Below are 16,194 nucleotides of genomic sequence, written 5' to 3' on the forward strand. Positions count from 1 at the left end.
CGGTCCTTACTGGCCCGCGGCGCCGCTGGCGGCTGCCGGAGCGCGGGTGGCCGGGTTCAGCGCTTGAGCCTGGGTCGGCGCCATTGCGCCTTGCTGCATTGCAACAGTCTTGCACTCGTCGGCCAGACGCGAGCTGTCCTTGTCCGAGAACAGCATCGCCTTCGTCGGGATCACGACGAGGTCGAGGCCGGTGGCGGCGTCGTGGAAGCGGTCGGCGCCAGTGGTCGTGACCTGACGCGGCAGGTTGTAGTTCTTGTTCGCCCAGTGAACGGTGACGATCTGGTCACGTGCCATGTCGCCCTTCAGGTCGAACTGTGCGCCTTCCGCGCAGCTCCAGTGCTCCGAGCCTTCCGGGACCGGATCGACCTTCGCTTCCTTGGCCGGGTTGGCCTTGCGCTTGATGATGCGATGCTTCGGAGCCGGCTTCTTGGCCGTCGTGGTCGACGTGCCTTGTGCGGCGGCGTCAGTGGCAGCCAGCATCAGCGTCGAGGACAGCGTGCCGATAACAGCGGCGATCAGCAGTTTCTTCATGAGTGTCAAACCTTTATCTATCTAAAAGCGGTTGATCAGTGCGCGGTTGAACAGGCAACCGCCGTTTGCACTGCGCGCGCCCCGAAAGCGCGCAGCGGACGCTATTTTCACCTATTTATCGCCATGAACTTCAATTTCTCCGGCCCGGTGTTGTTTGCAGCCTAGTTCGCAAGTAACTGCCTGTAACTGTCCGTGACTGCCGTCGCTGCGCTATGCGGTGCGAGATCCGCGTGGTTGCCCGGGCGCGGTACGCTGAAAACGTTTTCTGCGTCCGTTCGCGGCGCGCATCAGGCCGACTCCTGCGTGAGCTCGCCTGGTGCGAACAGCGGCGCCGCCTCGGCCGGCACGGCGCGGCCCGTGGCGCGCGCGCGGCGCAGCACCGACCAGTAATAGCGATAGCTCGCGCGGTCGTGCAGCGTGTCGCCGTGGCGTGTCGGACCCCATTGTGCGTGTTGCGCGGCCAGCAGGATTTCGGCGGCCAGCGCAATTTCTTCGTCGCGCGGCGCGAAAGCGGCGACGATCGCGGGAATCTGCGCCGGGTGAATGCTCCACATGCGCGTGTAGCCGAACTCGTTGCGTGCGCGGCGCGCGTCGTTCGCCACCACGTCCATGTCGCGCACTTCCGTGCTGACATTGTGCGAGGGCACGCGGCCGAACGCGTGGCACGCGGCCGCGATTTCGAGCTTCGCGCGGCGCACGAGCGGGTGGTCGAACTGGCCGGGCGAGCGCATGGCCGTGTCGGGAATCGCGCCGTCGTGCGCGGAGACGAAGTCCATCAGCCCGAAGCTAAGCGACTCGACCCCGCGCAGCGCGGCGAGGTCGAACACGCGCGCGAGTGCGCCATGCGTTTCGACGAGCAATTGAACGGGAATGGGCTGGTCGATGCCCATCTCGACGCGCGTGGCTTCGATGAACGCCGTCATTTCGGCGGCGTCGCCCACGGCGCGGATCTTCGGCACGGTGATGAAGGCCGGCGCGCGCTTCGCGGCGCGCAGGATCATGCGCACGTCGTCGCGCCAGTGCGGGTGATGGAAATCGTGGATGCGTACGCCGACGCGGCCGAAGCGGTCGTGTTCGCCGCCGATGAACGACGCCACGAGTTCGGCGTGTTCGGCCTCGCGGCCCACCTGCGCGCCGTCTTCGCAATCGAGCGTGATGTCGAATACCGGGCCCAGCTGCTGCTGCAGCGCGAGCGATTTGAGCATCAGCTTCTCACTGCCCGCGTAGTGGTCGCATGCGGGCAGGATGGCGGGCGGCGCTTCGCCGTCAAACAGCACTTCGGCTGGCAGAATGGCGCGCATCTTCGGCGTCGGGAGTCGAGTTTTGTAGGAGATACCGGATTCGCATGCGCCCTGCCGGCAAGGCGGGCAGGGCAAGGCGCATGCGGATCGGGCGGCACCCTGGCCGGCCCGCATGGAACGGGCCGCTCAGGCCGGGCTGCGGAGGCTGTCCGCGTGCCCGTAAAGCAGAACGGAACGGGCGTCAAACGCGCGTTCCGTTCGTCAAGCTGGCTTACTTGCCGAGCAGGTGAGCGACGCCTTCGCGCTCTTCGAGCAGCTCGTTGAGCGTGCCGTCCATCTTCTCGCGCGAGAACGCGTCGATTTCGAGGCCTTCCACGCGCTTGTACTCGCCGTTTTCGCAGGTCACCGGCACGCCGTAGATGATGTCTTCGGGAATGCCGTACGAGCCGTCCGACGGGATACCCATCGTGACCCACTTGCCGTTCGTGCCGAGGACCCAGTCACGCACGTGGTCGATCGCTGCGTTGGCGGCCGAAGCTGCCGACGAGAGGCCGCGCGCTTCGATGATCGCCGCGCCGCGCTTGCCGACCGTCGGGATGAACGTGTTGCGGTTCCATTCGTCGTCGTTGATCAGCTTGGTCAGCGACTGGCCTTCCGCCGTTGCGACACGGAAGTCGGGGTACATCGTCGGCGAGTGGTTGCCCCACACGGCGAGCTTCTCGATCGAAGCGACCGGCTTGCCCGATTTGGCGGCCAGTTGCGAGAGCGCGCGGTTGTGGTCCAGACGCAGCATGGCGGTGAAGTTCTTCTTCGGCAGGTCCGGAGCCGACTTCATGGCGATGTAGGCGTTCGTGTTGGCCGGGTTGCCGACGACCAGCACCTTCACGTCGCGGCTGGCGACGTCGTTCAGCGCCTTGCCCTGAACCGTGAAGATTTCGGCGTTGGCCGAGAGCAGGTCCTTACGCTCCATGCCCTTCGAGCGCGGACGTGCGCCAACCAGCAGGGCGACGTCGGCGTCCTTGAACGCGACCTTCGGGTCGTCGGTGATGACCACGCCCGCGAGCAGCGGGAATGCGCAGTCGTCCAGTTCCATCACGACGCCCTTGACGGCGGCTTGCGCTTGCGGCAGGTCGAGCAGCTGCAGGATGACGGGCTGATCCTTGCCGAGCAGGTCGCCATTCGCAATGCGGAACAGCAGGGAGTAAGCGATCTGACCTGCGGCGCCGGTGACGGCAACGCGCTTTGCGGGCTTAGCCATTGAAAATCTCCAGGAAGATGCGTTAGACGCCAGGGTAAAACGCCATTCTATATGCGCGATACACGAAGCGTAGGTGAAACAGGCGGTCTTGATCGCCGGCGTGCGCGCTTCACTGGAACAACCATGACTGACAAGCCGTGAAGCGTGCGCCGCCGGCACGGACCGCCGTGCCGGTAACCTGTGCAACATGGCAAGAGGTGAACGGGGCGCCCTTCGAGGGACACCAGACGCTGGCCGCTTCGCGTGTGCCGACTCCTGCAACAGCTCGCTCGGGCTCTCCCACAGACGCGCGGCGCGCAACGACTCACGCGTGCCGGCTGGGCGGATCGAAACCTCTACTGCGTTTACTGCGTGAGGGAACAGCATCGTGCAAGGCGGCTCGCGGCGCATTCGCCACGAGGTGGATGCAGCCGGCGGCGCCTCTTCGTCATGCCGCTTTCATGTCCTGAAATTAGCATGCAGGCCGCCCGCAAACCCTTGCTCGATCGGGAGTGTAGGAGTCGTCAGGGTCAAAGTCAACAGTATCTTATGTCTTATATAAGACATAACTATTGCAGGCAAAATGCTTGATGCGTAGGGGGCTTTATGTTGAAATGCGCGCCATGAGTGCAAACCCGGCCAGCAACGCGAATTCCACCGCTCCCGAGAGCGGGGCTCAAGCGTCTGCGCCCGCGGTGCCACCGTCCCCGACCTTCAGTCCGCTATACCAGCAGATCAAGGGGCTCATCACACAGAGCCTCGAGTCCGGCGAATGGAAGCCCGGCGAAATCATCCCCAGCGAAGTCGAACTGGCCGCCCGTTACAAGGTGAGCCAGGGGACCGTACGCAAGGCGATCGACGAGCTGGCTGCCGACAATCTGCTGGTGCGCCGCCAGGGCAAGGGCACGTTTGTTGCAACGCACAACGAAGAACGCGCCCAGTTTCGCTTTCTCAGGTTACTCGCCGATGACGGCGCGGAACACCCGCACGTGAGCAAGCTGCTCGAGTGCCGGCGCCTGCGCGCTTCGGCCGAGATCGCGCGCCAGCTCGACCTCAAGCCCTCGGACCCGGTGGTGCTGATCCGGCGTCTGCTGCAGTTCGACGGCGAAAGCACCGTGCTCGACGAGATCTGGCTGCCCGGCGGCGTGTTCCGCGGGCTGACGAGCGAGCGCCTCGCCGAGTACAAAGGCCCGCTCTACGCCATGTTCGAGGCGGAATTCGGCACGCGCATGATTCGTGCGACCGAGAAGATCCGCGCCGTGGCCGCGGAGCCCACGGTGGCCGATCTTCTCAAGGTGCCTGCAGGTTTTCCTTTGCTATCGGTCGAGCGGGTGTCCTATACCTATGGAGACCGGCCGGTCGAGGTACGCCGCGGATGGTATGTCACAACCGGGTACTACTATCAGAATGATTTGAGTTGACGGGCGACCGCGCAAAAGGCGCGGAGCCCTTTCCCAGAGTGCCTTTGCTTGCGCGCACCACCAGCCGTACCCGACGTGGATTTCGCTGCAGCGCGATATGAAAAGGCGCTAAAATTGCGAATTAGTGTTAACACATAGTAGGGGTCTAGCATGGCAGAAGCCGCAAAAAAACCGAGGCCGGAATACCGGAACATCGGGCTTGGGCAGATATTGTTCGCATACCGCCTGCCTCTGGCCGGTCGTGTGTCGATCGGCCACCGCATCAGCGGTGTGTTGTTGTTCCTGTTCCTGCCTTTCATCTTGTTCCTGTTGGACCAGAGCCTCACTTCGGAGCTTAGCTTCGAGGTCTTCAAGGGCTTCCTCTCCAACATCATCGTCAAGCTCATCGTGCTGGTCCTCGGGTGGGCGTTCCTGTTTCACTTCTGCGCTGGCGTGCGTCACCTGTGCATGGACTTCAACCATGGCCTCGTGAGCAAGGAAAAAGGCAAGTCGACCTCCCTCGTCGTCGTGATCATCTCCACGGTCCTCACGATCGCCTTTGCGGCAAAACTCTTCGGAGCGTTCTAAAAAATGTCGGCTAATAACGGTATCGGTCCGAAGCGCCTTGTCGTTGGCGCTCACTACGGCATTCGCGACTGGATCGCACAACGCGCCACCGCCGTGATCATGGCGATCTACACGATCGTGCTGCTCGTCCTGTTCTTCGGCGCGCACGACTTCTCGTATGACGGCTGGGCCTCGATCTTCGCCGCGCAGTGGATGAAGCTCGCGACGTTCGTCACCCTGATCGCGCTGTTCCTGCACGCGTGGGTCGGTGTGCGTGACATCTGGATGGACTACATCAAGCCGGTCGGCCTGCGCATCACGCTGGACGTCCTCACGATCGCATGGCTGCTGGGCAGCCTCGGCTACGCCGCTCAGATTCTCTGGAGAGTGTAAAAGAATGGCTGCAATCAAGAATTCATTGCCGCGTCGCAAGTTCGACGTGGTCATCGTCGGTGCTGGCGGCTCGGGGATGCGCGCTTCGCTGCAACTCGCGCGCGCTGGCCTGTCGGTTTGCGTGCTCTCGAAGGTGTTCCCCACGCGTTCGCACACGGTGGCGGCGCAGGGCGGCATCGGCGCCTCGCTCGGCAACATGAGCGAAGACAACTGGCACTACCACTTCTACGACACGATCAAGGGCTCCGACTGGCTCGGCGACCAGGACGCGATCGAGTTCATGTGCCGTGAAGCGCCGAACGCCGTGTACGAACTCGAACACATGGGCATGCCGTTCGACCGTAACGCCGACGGCACGATCTACCAGCGCCCGTTCGGCGGCCACACGGCCAACTACGGCGAGAAGCCGGTTCAGCGCGCCTGTGCGGCGGCTGACCGTACCGGCCACGCGCTGCTGCACACGCTGTACCAGCAGAACGTCGCGGCGAAGACCACGTTCTTCGTCGAATGGATGGCACTCGACCTGATCCGCGACGCCGACGGCGACGTGCTCGGCGTGACCGCGCTCGAAATGGAAACGGGCGACGTCTACATCCTCGAAGGCAAGACCACGCTGTTCGCCACGGGCGGCGCGGGCCGGATCTTCGCGGCATCGACCAACGCGTTCATCAACACCGGTGACGGCCTCGGCATGGCGGCCCGTTCGGGCATCGCGCTGCAGGACATGGAGTTCTGGCAGTTCCACCCGACCGGCGTGGCCGGCGCGGGCGTGCTGATCACGGAAGGCGTGCGCGGCGAAGGCGGCATTCTGCGTAACTCGAACGGCGAGCGCTTCATGGAGCGTTACGCGCCGACCCTGAAGGACCTGGCGCCGCGCGACTTCGTTTCGCGTTCGATGGACCAGGAAATCAAGGAAGGCCGTGGCGTGGGTCCGCACAAGGACCACGTGCTGCTCGACCTTTCGCACATCGGCGCAGAGACGATCATGAAGCGTCTGCCGTCGATCCGCGAAATCGCGCTCAAGTTCGCGAACGTGGACTGTATCAAGGAGCCGATCCCGGTCGTGCCGACCATCCATTACCAGATGGGCGGCATCCCGACGAACATCAACGGCCAGGTCGTTGGCACGCCGAAGGGTCACGAAGAAGTCGTCAACGGCTTCTACGCCGTGGGCGAATGCTCGTGCGTCTCGGTGCACGGCGCGAACCGTCTGGGCACGAACTCGCTGCTCGACCTCGTGGTGTTCGGCCGTGCGGCTGGCAACCACATCGTCAAGCACGTCAAGGAGCTCAAGGAGCACAAGCCGCTGCCGGCCGACGCCGCCGACTTCGCGCTCTCGCGCCTTGCCGAGCTCGACAAGTCGACCTCGGGCGAGTACGCGCAAAGCGTCGCGAACGACATCCGCGGCTCGATGCAGAAGCACGCAGGCGTGTTCCGTACGTCGAAGCTGCTCGCAGACGGCGTGAAGGACATCGCGCAGATCGCCGAGCGCGCGAAGCACATCCACCTGAAGGACAAGTCGAAGGTGTTCAACACGGCGCGCGTGGAAGCGCTCGAAGTGGCGAACCTGGTCGAAGTTGCGCGCGCAACGATGGTTTCGGCCGAAGCCCGCAAGGAAAGTCGTGGTGCGCACGCACAGAGCGACTACGAACACCGCGACGACGAAAACTGGCTGCGCCATACGCTCTGGTTCAGCGAAGGCGACCGACTCGAATACAAGCCGGTCCACATGCAACCGCTGACCGTCGAGTCCGTGCCGCCGAAGGCGCGTACGTTCTAAGGCACACGCCAGTCAAAAGGAATTGGAAATGGCCAAACGCATTTTTGAAGTCTATCGCTACGACCCGGACAAGGACGCGGCGCCGCGCATGCAATCGTACGAGCTGGAAATCACGCACGAGCGCATGCTGCTCGACGCGCTCGTCAAGCTCAAGGAACTGGACGAAACACTGTCGTTCCGCCGTTCGTGCCGTGAAGGCGTGTGCGGTTCGGACGCCATGAACATCAACGGTAAGAACGGTCTTGCGTGCCTCACGAACCTGAACGACCTGCCGGCGAAGATCGTGCTGCGTCCGCTGCCGGGCCTGCCCGTCGTGCGTGACCTGATTTGCGACTTCACGCAGTTCTTCAACCAGTACCACTCGATCAAGCCGTACCTGATCAACGACACGCCGCCGCCCGAGAAGGAGCGTCTGCAGTCGCCTGAGCAGCGTGACGAACTCGATGGCCTGTACGAGTGTATTCTGTGCGCAAGCTGCTCGACTTCGTGCCCGAGCTTCTGGTGGAACCCGGACAAGTTCGTCGGCCCGGCAGGTCTGCTGCAGGCTTACCGCTTCATCGCGGACAGCCGCGACGAAGCGACCGGCGAGCGCCTCGACAACCTCGAGGACCCGTACCGTCTGTTCCGTTGCCATACGATCATGAACTGCGTCGACGTTTGCCCGAAGGGCCTGAACCCGACGAAGGCGATCGGCAAGATCAAGGAACTGATGTTCCGCCGCGCGGTTTGATGTTGCTGTTCTGAAATGGAATCGCACCAGTCTGACCCCCATCGCCGCGCGCGCCTTCGCTGGCGCGCGCGGCGCGGCCTGCTCGAAAATGATCTGATTTTTGAGCGGTTTTTCGAGCGCTATGAGCATGAACTCAGCGACGCCGACGTGGGTGCTCTCACGCGCCTGCTCGAGCTGAGCGATAACGACCTGATGGACTTGCTGCTCGCGCGCAAGGAACCAGAAGGCGAACTTGCCGACCCGGACGTGAAGCGGGTGCTGGAGCTGCTTCGGAACGTCTAAGCGCGGCGGCGCGCAGTCATGTCGACTGTCGCCGCGCCGGACGTACAAAACTATCGAATCCCGTGTTTATCTTCGATTGAGGATGTGCTATGACCCCGTCTGATGTAAAAGCCACGCTATCGTTCAGCGACAATTCGCCGAGCGTCGAACTGCCGATCTACAAGGGCACGATGGGCCCGGATGTGATCGACATCCGCAAACTGTACGGTCAGACCGGCAAGTTCACGTATGACCCGGGCTTCATGTCGACGGCGTCGTGCAACTCGGCGATCACGTACATCGACGGGGACAAGGGCGAGCTGCTCTACCGCGGCTACCCGATCGACAACCTCGCGCAAAACGCCGACTTCCTCGAAACCTGCTACCTGCTGTACCGCGGCGAACTGCCGAACGCGGCCCAGAAGGAAGAGTTCGTGAAGACCGTCACGCAGCACACGATGGTTCACGAGCAGATGCAGTTCTTCTTCCGCGGCTTCCGTCGCGATGCGCACCCGATGGCGATTCTCGTCGCCGCAGTCGGCGCGCTGTCGGCGTTCTATCACGACTCGCTCGACATCAACAACGCGAAGCACCGCGAAGTTTCGGCGATCCGCATGATCGCGAAGCTGCCGACGCTCGTCGCCATGGCGTACAAGTACTCGATCGGCCAGCCGTTCGTGTATCCGCAGAACAATCTGTCGTACAGCGCGAACTTCATGCGCATGATGTTCTCGAACCCGTGCGAAGAGTACAAGGTCAACGACGTGCTCGTGCGCGCGCTCGACCGTATCCTGATCCTGCACGCCGACCACGAGCAGAACGCTTCGACCTCGACGGTGCGTCTGGCTGGCTCGTCGGGCGCGAACCCGTTCGCGTGTATAGCTGCTGGTATCGCTTGTCTGTGGGGCCCGGCGCACGGCGGTGCGAACGAAGCCGCACTGAACATGCTGGAAGAAATCGGTTCGCCGGACAAGATTCCTGAGTTCATCAAGCAGGTGAAGGACAAGAACTCGGGCGTGAAGCTGATGGGCTTCGGCCACCGCGTGTACAAGAACTACGACCCGCGTGCGAAGCTCATGCGCGAAACGTGCTACGAAGTGCTGAACGAACTCGGTCTGCACGACGATCCGCTCTTCAAGCTCGCCATGCAGCTCGAAAAAATCGCGCTGGAAGACGAATACTTCGTGTCGCGCAAGCTGTACCCGAACGTCGACTTCTACTCGGGCATCGTGCAGCGCGCGCTGGGCATCCCGACCTCGATGTTTACGTGTATCTTCGCGATGGCGCGTACGGTGGGCTGGATCGCGCAGTGGAACGAGATGATCGCCGACCCCGAGCAGAAGATCGGCCGTCCGCGTCAGCTGTTCATCGGCGAAACGCCGCGCGAAGCGAAGCCGATCTCGCAACGCTAAGCAGTTTCGCTTTGCCACGCCGCGCGCCCGATGGCGCGCCGCGTGCAGGCTCTCATGCAAACGCCCCGACGGGTTATCGCCCGTCGGGGCGTTTTCTATTTGAACCCGCGGACGCGCTCAAATCCAGCCGTCGATCTTCAGCCCGCTCGCCGCTTCCGCTTCCTCGCGCGTGACCTCGCGCACCGTCTCGCCGAAGCTCCACACGTGGCCTTCGGGGTCGCATGCCACATAGACGCGGTCGCCGTAGAACTGATCCGCCGGCTCGCGGATGATCTTTGCCCCGGCGGCGCGGGCGCGTTCGCAATGCGCGTCGAGGCCGCTTTTCAACTGCACGTGCACGGACTGCGTGTTCTTGCCGTCCGCGTCGGCCGGGCTCGCGTAGGGCATGCCGGGCCAGCCGCTACAAATCATCACGTAGCCGTCCCCAAAGCGCATTTCCGAGTGACCGAGCTTCCCGTCCGGCGACGTGACGACGAACTGGCGCGTAAAGCCGAACGCCTTTTCGAGCCAGTCGAGCGCGGCGAACGGATCGCGATAGTAAATGGCAGACCCAAAGGCCGGACGCGGCGAGGTGTTGCTCATGCTTGTCTCCTGAGCTGTATATATGACGAATCTAGCACCAGCGTGGTGCGACTGCGCGCAGCGCGCTCACGTGCGGCCATTACCTCCGACGTAATCGTCAGCCCGCACGGCATCGACGACGATGTCGCTCATCGGCACACCCCACCCGCAAGGAGCGACGACCATGGCAACCTTCAACGCCCGCCAACCCGGCTATATCCGCATCGACGACGATACCGCGCTGCACTATCGCGACTGGGGCGATGGCGCACCGCTCGTGTTCCTCTCGGGCTGGACGCTCAACGCCGACATGTGGAACTACCAGTGCGCGCCGCTCGCGGTCGCGGGTTTTCGCTGCGTGGCCTACGACCGCCGCGGGCATGGCCGCTCCAGCGACCCGGGCCGCGGCTATGACTACGACACGCTCGCCGACGATCTCGAAGCCGTACTCGCCGCCCGAGGTCTGGAACGCGTCACGCTGGTCGGCCATTCGTTCGCGAGCGGCGAGATCGTGCGTTATTTGAGCCGGCACGGCTCGCGCCGCGTGGCGGGCATCGTGCTGGTCTCGCCGGCATCGACGCCTTTCTTGCTCAAGACTGCTGACAATCCCGGCGGGCTCGATGCGAGCCTCTTCGAAGCGTCCATCGACGAGATGCTCACGTCGTTTCCCGACTGGATCTCGCGGCGCGCCGAAGCTTACTTCAGCCCCGGTACGTCGCACACGGTTATCCAGTGGACGGCCGACATGATGCTGGACACGTCGCTCTACGGCGCGGCGCAACTGTCGCGCGTACAGATGGTCACCGACTTTCGCCGCGAACTGGCCGCGATCGACGTGCCGGCGCTCGTGCTGCACGGCGACTGCGATGCCTCGGCGCCGCTCGAGATCACCGGACGCCCCACGGCGGCGGCGCTCGAACACGCGACGCTGAAGGTGTATGAAGGCGGCACGCATGGCATGTACTTCAACCACGCCGCGCGGGTGAACGACGATATCCGCGCGTTCGCCACGCGGTGGCAGGCGTGAAATGCGACACGGCCAGCTGGCGAATACACGTCGCGGATACAAGTCGTAATCAGGGCCCGGCCGCTCGTGCCGGGGGCAAAGGAATAGCGCCCCTGCGCCCCTCGTTTTGCAGATGACACGCGGCCGGCGCGAGCCCGCTCACGCGCCGCGCGCCAGGCGTACCGATGGAGTCTTCACGGCCAAGGCGCACAGCCCGTGCGCCGCGAGGCCGGTCCATCGAGAGGGGCGACATCATGCGCAAACTTCTCGCCTTCACGGCGCTGGCCGGTCTGCTGAGCGCGTGCACGACACCGGTCGCGTCGCAGCAGCCCGCGGACGCGTCGTATTACCCGCCACCGCCCGACTGCCGCACCGTCACCGGCACTGCCGAGATCGACGGCACGCCGCAGGTGATCAGCGGCCTCGCCTGCCTGCAGCCCGACGGCACCTGGCAGATCGTGCAGGGTAACGACGGCACCCAGGTCTACCCCATGGCATGGACCGACGCGACGACCTGGTACGCCGGCCCATGGTACGGCTGGTGGCCGCCGGTGTTCGTGGGCGGCGCGTTCGTGTTCGTCGATCACTTCCATCACTTTCATCACATGGATCACGTCTTTCCGGGCGGCCCGCATATGCATCCGGTGCCAGGCATGCATGGCGGATTTCATGGCGGCTTCCATGGGGGGCATGACGGCGTCTGGAGCGGGACGGGGGGCATGCACGGGGGCTCTCATCGCTGAAACACATCGCACAGCCTGATTTGCGCACGGCGAATCCTTTATGATGGAGCGCGCCTTTCCACCCGAGACGCTCCATGTTTTTCGCCGCGCATTCCCTGCATCGCCGCCTGAGCATTGCGATCGGCACGCTCGCGATCCTCGTCGGCGTGCTGGGTGCGCTCGGCACCTTCCTCGTCGTGCGCAGTCTCGCCGCCGAGTTCAACACGACGCTGCGCGACGCCGCCGCGCACGTGCAGACCGGCGTGCCGCATCGCGCGATCGAGCCGCGCGGCGACAGCGACGCCGCCGACAATTTCGTCGTGCAGATCTGGTCCGCCGACGACGGCGCGGTCCCGAGCCGCACGAGCAACGCGCGTATCGCGTTGCCGCGCGCGCAAAGCGGCTTCTCGTCGGTCGATTACGACGGTGAGTCCTGGGACGTGTTCGCGCTCGCCGCCGGCGACGAATACATTCAGGTGGCCGAATCGCGCAGCATGCGCAATCGCAACGCCTTGCGCGTGGCGTTCTGGAGCCTGCTGCCCGTGCTCGCGCTGCTGCCGCTGCTCGCGCTCACGATCGCGGTGACAGTGCGGGTTTCGCTGCGGCCGCTGGAGCGCGTCGGGCGGCGTGCGGCGAAGGTCGATCTGCACGACCTCAAGCCGCTCGAAGTGGGGCAGGCGCCCGTCGAGCTGCGGCCCTTCGTCGAGTCGATCAACCGCATGATCGAGCGCCTTTCCGTGCTCGTGAATGCCGAGCGCATGTTCATCGCCGATGCCGCGCACGAACTGCGCTCGCCGATCTCCGCCATGCAGTTGCAGATCGACAACCTGCACAACGCGTCGCCCGACCAGTACCCCGAGCGCTTCGACGAACTGCGCCGCGGCATCGTGCGCACCGGGGCGCTCGTTTCGCAACTGCTCGGTCTGGCGCGCGCCGAAATCGGCAGCACGCAACGCCTGCTGACGGAGGTGCCGCTCGCGCAGGTCGTCACGGACGTGCTGGCCGACCTGCTGCCGCTCGCCGACGCGCGTGGCGTCGATCTGGGCGTGACGCGCCTCGACGACGTGACCGTGCGCGCCACCGAGACCGACATGCGCGTGCTCGTGCGCAATCTCGTGGACAACGCGATCCGCTATAGCCACGCAGGCGCGAACGTGGACGTGGCGGTGCGCCGCGAGGACCAGGGCGTCGTCATCGACGTCACCGATAACGGCCCCGGCATTGCGGAGGCCGATCTGCCGCGCGTGTTCGACCGGTTTTTCCGCGCGGGCGGTCATCGGGGCGACCCGCGCGGCGAGCATGACTCGCACGGCAGCGGCCTCGGCCTCGCCATCGCGCAGGCGGTGGCGCGCAGTTATCGCGGGTGCGTGACGCTCGCGAACCGGCGCGACGGGCAAAGCGGCATCGTCGCGCGTATCGAACTACCGCGCGCGTGAGCGTCGCGCCGATCCAGCGAACGCAGGTCAGGCAAAATCCGGGAAAGCATGCGAAACAAAGGAAGGACACGATGCGCATTCTGCTGATCGAAGACGATCTGCTGATCGGCCCGGCGCTGCTGCGCGCGTTGAAGGACGCGTCGTACAGCGTCGACTGGGTGCGCACGGGCGAGAGCGGCCGCGACGCCATTCGCGACGGCTCGTATACGGCGGTGCTGCTCGACCTGGGGCTCGGCGACATGAGCGGGCTCGACGTGCTGCGTGCGCTGCGCGAGTCGCAGGACGCCACGCCCGTGCTCATCATCACCGCGCGCGACGACGTGGACACGCGCGTGGAAGGCCTCGATCTCGGCGCCGACGACTATCTCGTGAAGCCATTCGAGAGCAAGGAGCTGCTCGCGCGCATCCGCGCCGTGGTGCGGCGCAAGTCGGGCTTTGCCTCGCCGACCATGGGCAGCGGCCGCGTCACGCTCGACATGAATGCGCGCCGCCTCATGTTCGATGGCCAGTCCGACGATCTCTCCGCGCGCGAATATGCACTCATGCTCGCGCTGCTCGAGCGGCCGGGCGCGATCCTGTCGCGTCAGCAAATCGAGGAGCGGCTCTATGGCTGGGGCGAGGAAGTGGAAAGCAACGCGGTGGACGCCGTGATCTACAGCGTGCGCCGCAAGTTCGGCCACGCGGTGATCCGCAATGTGCGCGGGCTCGGCTGGGCCGTGTGCGTGTGAGCGCCGGAACAATCGAATAAAAAAAAGCGCGCAAAGAACTGCGCGCTGTAAAAGCTGCGGCGAGCGCGGGGCTCGCCGCGTGGCGCGATGCGCGGGGGAAGGCACGCATCGCGCTCGAACTTACGCCAGCAGGCGCTGCCAGGGTTCCTTCTGCCATGCACGGCTAAGCGAGGCGAGCAGCGCGACTTCGCTTTCGGCCACGTGCCGGTCCGAATACACGGCCACATGGCACAGATTCAGCACTTCGGCACGCAGCGCGGGATCGTCGAGCTCGCGCATCACCTGCTGCATCACGTCGGAGTCGAGCTTGCACGCATCGCTCCAGTTCAGGTGCGAAGTGGTCTGCAAGTCTTCGCGCAGGCCCTTGAGAATGTCGCCGAATTCGCCGGGTGCGAGGCCGAGCCGGTCGGCAAGGCGCGCGCGATGGACGGCTGCAAGCTCCTCGCTGCTCAGGTGGCCGTCTGCGAGCAGCGCGACGGCGACGATCCGACCCGCGGCTTGCGGGCTGTTGCAGGTGTAGGTACGCACGGTCAGGAATCCTCTTGAAACGTGATGTCGATGAAACGGTAGGCTTGGCCGAGGCTCAGTCGAAGATTTCCTGCAGCCACGACTTGCGACGCTGGCCATTGCCGCGATAGCTTTCGTGGGCGCGGCGCGGGGCGTAGTCGCCGTGTTGCGCGCCGTGCTTCGAGCCGTGCTGGCGGAACGCCTGCGCATCGTTTTCGTTGCGATAGTGCCGGTTGCCGCTGCGTTCGATCAGCTTGTCGAGTTCGCCGCGATCGAGCCAGACGCCGCGACACTGCGGGCAGTAGTCGAGTTCGACGCCCTGACGCTCGGCGAGCGAGAGGGTGACGTCAGGGCAGTTGGGGCATTTCATGATGCGCTCCGTGATGAGTGACAGGTCATCGAGGCCCGGGCCGTCTTGCGTGGAGGGCAACGCGGCCTCGATGGAACCCATCCTGGCAGAGCAAAATGAGCGAAGAATGAGGAGCGCGCGGGGCGCTCCGTTTGAGTCCGGTTCGGCTTCAGGACGTGCCGAGCGTGTCCTTCGGCTTCTGCGTCTTGACGAGCGACACCACCACGCCGCCCGCGAGCAGCGCGGCGGTCACGCCAAGGCTGAACAGCGCGGGAATCTTGCCGATGATGCCCACCAGAAAGATCTTCGCGCCAATGAACACCAGCACGAGCGCGAGCGCATGCTTTAGGTAGTGGAAGCGATGCGCCATGGCCGCGAGCGCAAAGTAGAGCGCGCGCAGGCCGAGCACGGCGAAGATGTTGCTCGTATAGACGATGAACGGATCGGTCGTGATCGAGAAAATCGCCGGGATCGAATCGACGGCGAAGATCAGGTCGGCGAACTCGATCATCAGGAGCGCGAGCAGGAGCGGCGTGGCGAGCAGCGCGGGTTTGCCGGTGCGCGGATGCGCTTGCCTCACGAGGAACGCGCGGCCCTCGAGCTGCGGCGTGACCGGCAGCTTGCGGCGCAGCCAGCGCAAGAGGGCGCTGTCGTTCATACCGGGCTCGTCCTTCGGGCCCAGCAGCATCTTCACGCCGGTCACGGCGAGAAACACGCCGAACACGTACAGCATCCACTCGAAGTGCGTGACGAGCGCGGCCCCGAGCCCGACCATCAATGCGCGCAGCACCAGCACGCCGACGATGCCCCAGAACAGCACGCGATGCTGAAGCTGGCGGGGCACGGCAAGCGCACCGAAGATCGACGCGATCACGAACACGTTATCGAGCGACAACGACTTTTCGATCAGGTAACCGGTGATGTACTCGGTAGCGGGCTGCGCGCCGAGCTGCCACCAGACGAAGCCGCCGAACAGCACGCCCACGGCGACATAACCGAGCGAGAGCCAGAGACTTTCGCGGATGCCGATTTCGTGGTCGTCACCGTGCAGCACGCCGAGGTCGAGTACGAGCAGCACGATCACCACCGCGAGGAAGGCGATCCAGAGCCACGCGGGCTGACCGAGGAAGGAGGCCGTGGCGATCGGCGCGAGCATGGTCGATCCTTTGAACGTAGAGGGAAACGCGGCTCGCGTGCGCGGTTTTTGCGCGCACAAGCGGCCGACTGGGCCTGGCGCCCATACGGTCAAGGATAGTGGCGAAGAATGAGCGGTGAATGAGCGGTGGCCGGGCAGGCGCCTGCTCGCGCGACGCGCGCCGGCCTGACGCCGGTC

General features: G+C 64.6%; 18 protein-coding genes. 11 read left to right on the forward strand and 7 right to left on the reverse strand.

Annotated elements, in window-relative coordinates; genetic code table 11:
- Positions 1–6: 6 nt before the first annotated feature.
- The 3 genes from AB4Y40_RS20140 to AB4Y40_RS20150 all read right to left on the reverse strand — a co-directional run bounded on the left by AB4Y40_RS20140 (position 7) and on the right by AB4Y40_RS20150 (position 3,030).
- Positions 7–531 carry a hypothetical protein gene (locus AB4Y40_RS20140; protein WP_342918523.1) on the reverse strand — a complete coding sequence of 175 codons (525 nt, stop codon included), beginning with the start codon at positions 529–531 and terminating at the stop codon, positions 7–9.
- A 287-nt stretch (positions 532–818) separates the two neighbouring features.
- Complete coding sequence (locus tag AB4Y40_RS20145; protein ID WP_368689269.1) at positions 819–1,832, reverse strand: CoA ester lyase; 1,014 nt, start codon at positions 1,830–1,832, stop codon at positions 819–821.
- Between the two features lie 211 nt (positions 1,833–2,043).
- Positions 2,044–3,030: a malate dehydrogenase gene (locus AB4Y40_RS20150; protein WP_254337501.1), complete on the reverse strand. Its 987-nt coding sequence runs from the start codon at positions 3,028–3,030 to the stop codon at positions 2,044–2,046.
- A gap of 602 nt (positions 3,031–3,632) precedes the next feature.
- Between AB4Y40_RS20150 and AB4Y40_RS20155 the strand changes: the two genes are divergently transcribed.
- The 7 genes from AB4Y40_RS20155 to gltA all read left to right on the forward strand — a co-directional run bounded on the left by AB4Y40_RS20155 (position 3,633) and on the right by gltA (position 9,552).
- Positions 3,633–4,430: a GntR family transcriptional regulator gene (locus tag AB4Y40_RS20155; protein WP_342918525.1), complete on the forward strand. Its 798-nt coding sequence runs from the start codon at positions 3,633–3,635 to the stop codon at positions 4,428–4,430.
- A gap of 150 nt (positions 4,431–4,580) precedes the next feature.
- Complete coding sequence (gene sdhC, locus AB4Y40_RS20160; RefSeq protein ID WP_133183855.1) at positions 4,581–4,997, forward strand: succinate dehydrogenase, cytochrome b556 subunit; 417 nt, start codon at positions 4,581–4,583, stop codon at positions 4,995–4,997.
- Between the two features lie 3 nt (positions 4,998–5,000).
- Positions 5,001–5,369: a succinate dehydrogenase, hydrophobic membrane anchor protein gene (gene sdhD / locus AB4Y40_RS20165; RefSeq protein WP_042273220.1), complete on the forward strand. Its 369-nt coding sequence runs from the start codon at positions 5,001–5,003 to the stop codon at positions 5,367–5,369.
- A gap of 4 nt (positions 5,370–5,373) precedes the next feature.
- Positions 5,374–7,149, forward strand: a complete 1,776-nt coding sequence (gene sdhA, locus AB4Y40_RS20170; protein ID WP_368689270.1) for a succinate dehydrogenase flavoprotein subunit — start codon at positions 5,374–5,376, stop codon at positions 7,147–7,149.
- 28 nt (positions 7,150–7,177) lie between these two features.
- Positions 7,178–7,879, forward strand: a complete 702-nt coding sequence (locus AB4Y40_RS20175; protein WP_133183858.1) for a succinate dehydrogenase iron-sulfur subunit — start codon at positions 7,178–7,180, stop codon at positions 7,877–7,879.
- Positions 7,880–7,894: 15 nt separating this feature from the next.
- The gene (locus tag AB4Y40_RS20180; protein ID WP_368689271.1) at positions 7,895–8,161 is read left to right on the forward strand and encodes a succinate dehydrogenase assembly factor 2; all 267 of its coding nucleotides are present in this window, start codon (positions 7,895–7,897) and stop codon (positions 8,159–8,161) included.
- 89 nt (positions 8,162–8,250) lie between these two features.
- A complete protein-coding gene (gltA, locus tag AB4Y40_RS20185) occupies positions 8,251–9,552 on the forward strand; it encodes a citrate synthase (protein WP_368689272.1) in 1,302 nt (433 codons plus the stop codon).
- Positions 9,553–9,669: 117 nt separating this feature from the next.
- Here gltA and AB4Y40_RS20190 read toward each other — a convergent pair whose 3' ends face one another.
- The gene (locus AB4Y40_RS20190; RefSeq protein ID WP_342918529.1) at positions 9,670–10,134 is read right to left on the reverse strand and encodes a VOC family protein; all 465 of its coding nucleotides are present in this window, start codon (positions 10,132–10,134) and stop codon (positions 9,670–9,672) included.
- Between the two features lie 163 nt (positions 10,135–10,297).
- Here AB4Y40_RS20190 and AB4Y40_RS20195 point away from each other — a divergent pair, with 163 nt between their 5' ends.
- From AB4Y40_RS20195 to AB4Y40_RS20210, 4 genes are all read left to right on the forward strand, one after another.
- Positions 10,298–11,140 carry an alpha/beta fold hydrolase gene (locus tag AB4Y40_RS20195; RefSeq protein ID WP_368689273.1) on the forward strand — a complete coding sequence of 281 codons (843 nt, stop codon included), beginning with the start codon at positions 10,298–10,300 and terminating at the stop codon, positions 11,138–11,140.
- Positions 11,141–11,373: 233 nt separating this feature from the next.
- Entirely contained in the window at positions 11,374–11,862 is a 489-nt protein-coding gene (locus AB4Y40_RS20200; RefSeq protein ID WP_368689274.1) for a hypothetical protein, read from the forward strand.
- Between the two features lie 74 nt (positions 11,863–11,936).
- On the forward strand, positions 11,937–13,277 hold the full coding sequence (locus AB4Y40_RS20205; protein WP_368689275.1) for a sensor histidine kinase: 1,341 nt from the start codon (positions 11,937–11,939) through the stop codon (positions 13,275–13,277).
- A gap of 71 nt (positions 13,278–13,348) precedes the next feature.
- Complete coding sequence (locus AB4Y40_RS20210; RefSeq protein WP_368689276.1) at positions 13,349–14,005, forward strand: response regulator transcription factor; 657 nt, start codon at positions 13,349–13,351, stop codon at positions 14,003–14,005.
- A gap of 120 nt (positions 14,006–14,125) precedes the next feature.
- On the opposite strand, the gene AB4Y40_RS20215 is transcribed toward AB4Y40_RS20210, so the two are convergent.
- From AB4Y40_RS20215 to AB4Y40_RS20225, 3 genes are all read right to left on the reverse strand, one after another.
- Complete coding sequence (locus tag AB4Y40_RS20215) at positions 14,126–14,533, reverse strand: TerB family tellurite resistance protein (protein ID WP_368689277.1); 408 nt, start codon at positions 14,531–14,533, stop codon at positions 14,126–14,128.
- A 55-nt stretch (positions 14,534–14,588) separates the two neighbouring features.
- Positions 14,589–14,882 carry a zf-TFIIB domain-containing protein gene (locus AB4Y40_RS20220; RefSeq protein ID WP_368689278.1) on the reverse strand — a complete coding sequence of 98 codons (294 nt, stop codon included), beginning with the start codon at positions 14,880–14,882 and terminating at the stop codon, positions 14,589–14,591.
- 148 nt (positions 14,883–15,030) lie between these two features.
- Positions 15,031–16,017, reverse strand: coding sequence for a TerC family protein (locus tag AB4Y40_RS20225; RefSeq protein WP_368689279.1), 987 nt, complete (start codon positions 16,015–16,017; stop codon positions 15,031–15,033).
- Between the last annotated feature and the right edge of the window lie 177 nt (positions 16,018–16,194).

Source organism: Paraburkholderia sp. EG287B, assembly GCF_040965595.1.
GTDB lineage: Bacteria > Pseudomonadota > Gammaproteobacteria > Burkholderiales > Burkholderiaceae > Paraburkholderia.

Coding starts and splice junctions, on each gene's coding strand:
- AB4Y40_RS20200 (WP_368689274.1), top strand. CDS start 11,374: ATGCGCAAACTTCTCGCCTTCACGGCGCTGGCCGGTCTGCTGAGCGCG.
- sdhC (WP_133183855.1), top strand. CDS start 4,581: ATGGCAGAAGCCGCAAAAAAACCGAGGCCGGAATACCGGAACATCGGG.
- AB4Y40_RS20180 (WP_368689271.1), top strand. CDS start 7,895: ATGGAATCGCACCAGTCTGACCCCCATCGCCGCGCGCGCCTTCGCTGG.
- AB4Y40_RS20155 (WP_342918525.1), top strand. CDS start 3,633: ATGAGTGCAAACCCGGCCAGCAACGCGAATTCCACCGCTCCCGAGAGC.
- AB4Y40_RS20220 (WP_368689278.1), bottom strand. CDS start 14,882: ATGAAATGCCCCAACTGCCCTGACGTCACCCTCTCGCTCGCCGAGCGT.
- AB4Y40_RS20210 (WP_368689276.1), top strand. CDS start 13,349: ATGCGCATTCTGCTGATCGAAGACGATCTGCTGATCGGCCCGGCGCTG.
- AB4Y40_RS20140 (WP_342918523.1), bottom strand. CDS start 531: ATGAAGAAACTGCTGATCGCCGCTGTTATCGGCACGCTGTCCTCGACG.
- AB4Y40_RS20145 (WP_368689269.1), bottom strand. CDS start 1,832: ATGCGCGCCATTCTGCCAGCCGAAGTGCTGTTTGACGGCGAAGCGCCG.
- AB4Y40_RS20150 (WP_254337501.1), bottom strand. CDS start 3,030: ATGGCTAAGCCCGCAAAGCGCGTTGCCGTCACCGGCGCCGCAGGTCAG.
- AB4Y40_RS20195 (WP_368689273.1), top strand. CDS start 10,298: ATGGCAACCTTCAACGCCCGCCAACCCGGCTATATCCGCATCGACGAC.
- AB4Y40_RS20205 (WP_368689275.1), top strand. CDS start 11,937: ATGTTTTTCGCCGCGCATTCCCTGCATCGCCGCCTGAGCATTGCGATC.
- AB4Y40_RS20225 (WP_368689279.1), bottom strand. CDS start 16,017: ATGCTCGCGCCGATCGCCACGGCCTCCTTCCTCGGTCAGCCCGCGTGG.
- AB4Y40_RS20190 (WP_342918529.1), bottom strand. CDS start 10,134: ATGAGCAACACCTCGCCGCGTCCGGCCTTTGGGTCTGCCATTTACTAT.
- gltA (WP_368689272.1), top strand. CDS start 8,251: ATGACCCCGTCTGATGTAAAAGCCACGCTATCGTTCAGCGACAATTCG.
- sdhD (WP_042273220.1), top strand. CDS start 5,001: ATGTCGGCTAATAACGGTATCGGTCCGAAGCGCCTTGTCGTTGGCGCT.
- sdhA (WP_368689270.1), top strand. CDS start 5,374: ATGGCTGCAATCAAGAATTCATTGCCGCGTCGCAAGTTCGACGTGGTC.
- AB4Y40_RS20175 (WP_133183858.1), top strand. CDS start 7,178: ATGGCCAAACGCATTTTTGAAGTCTATCGCTACGACCCGGACAAGGAC.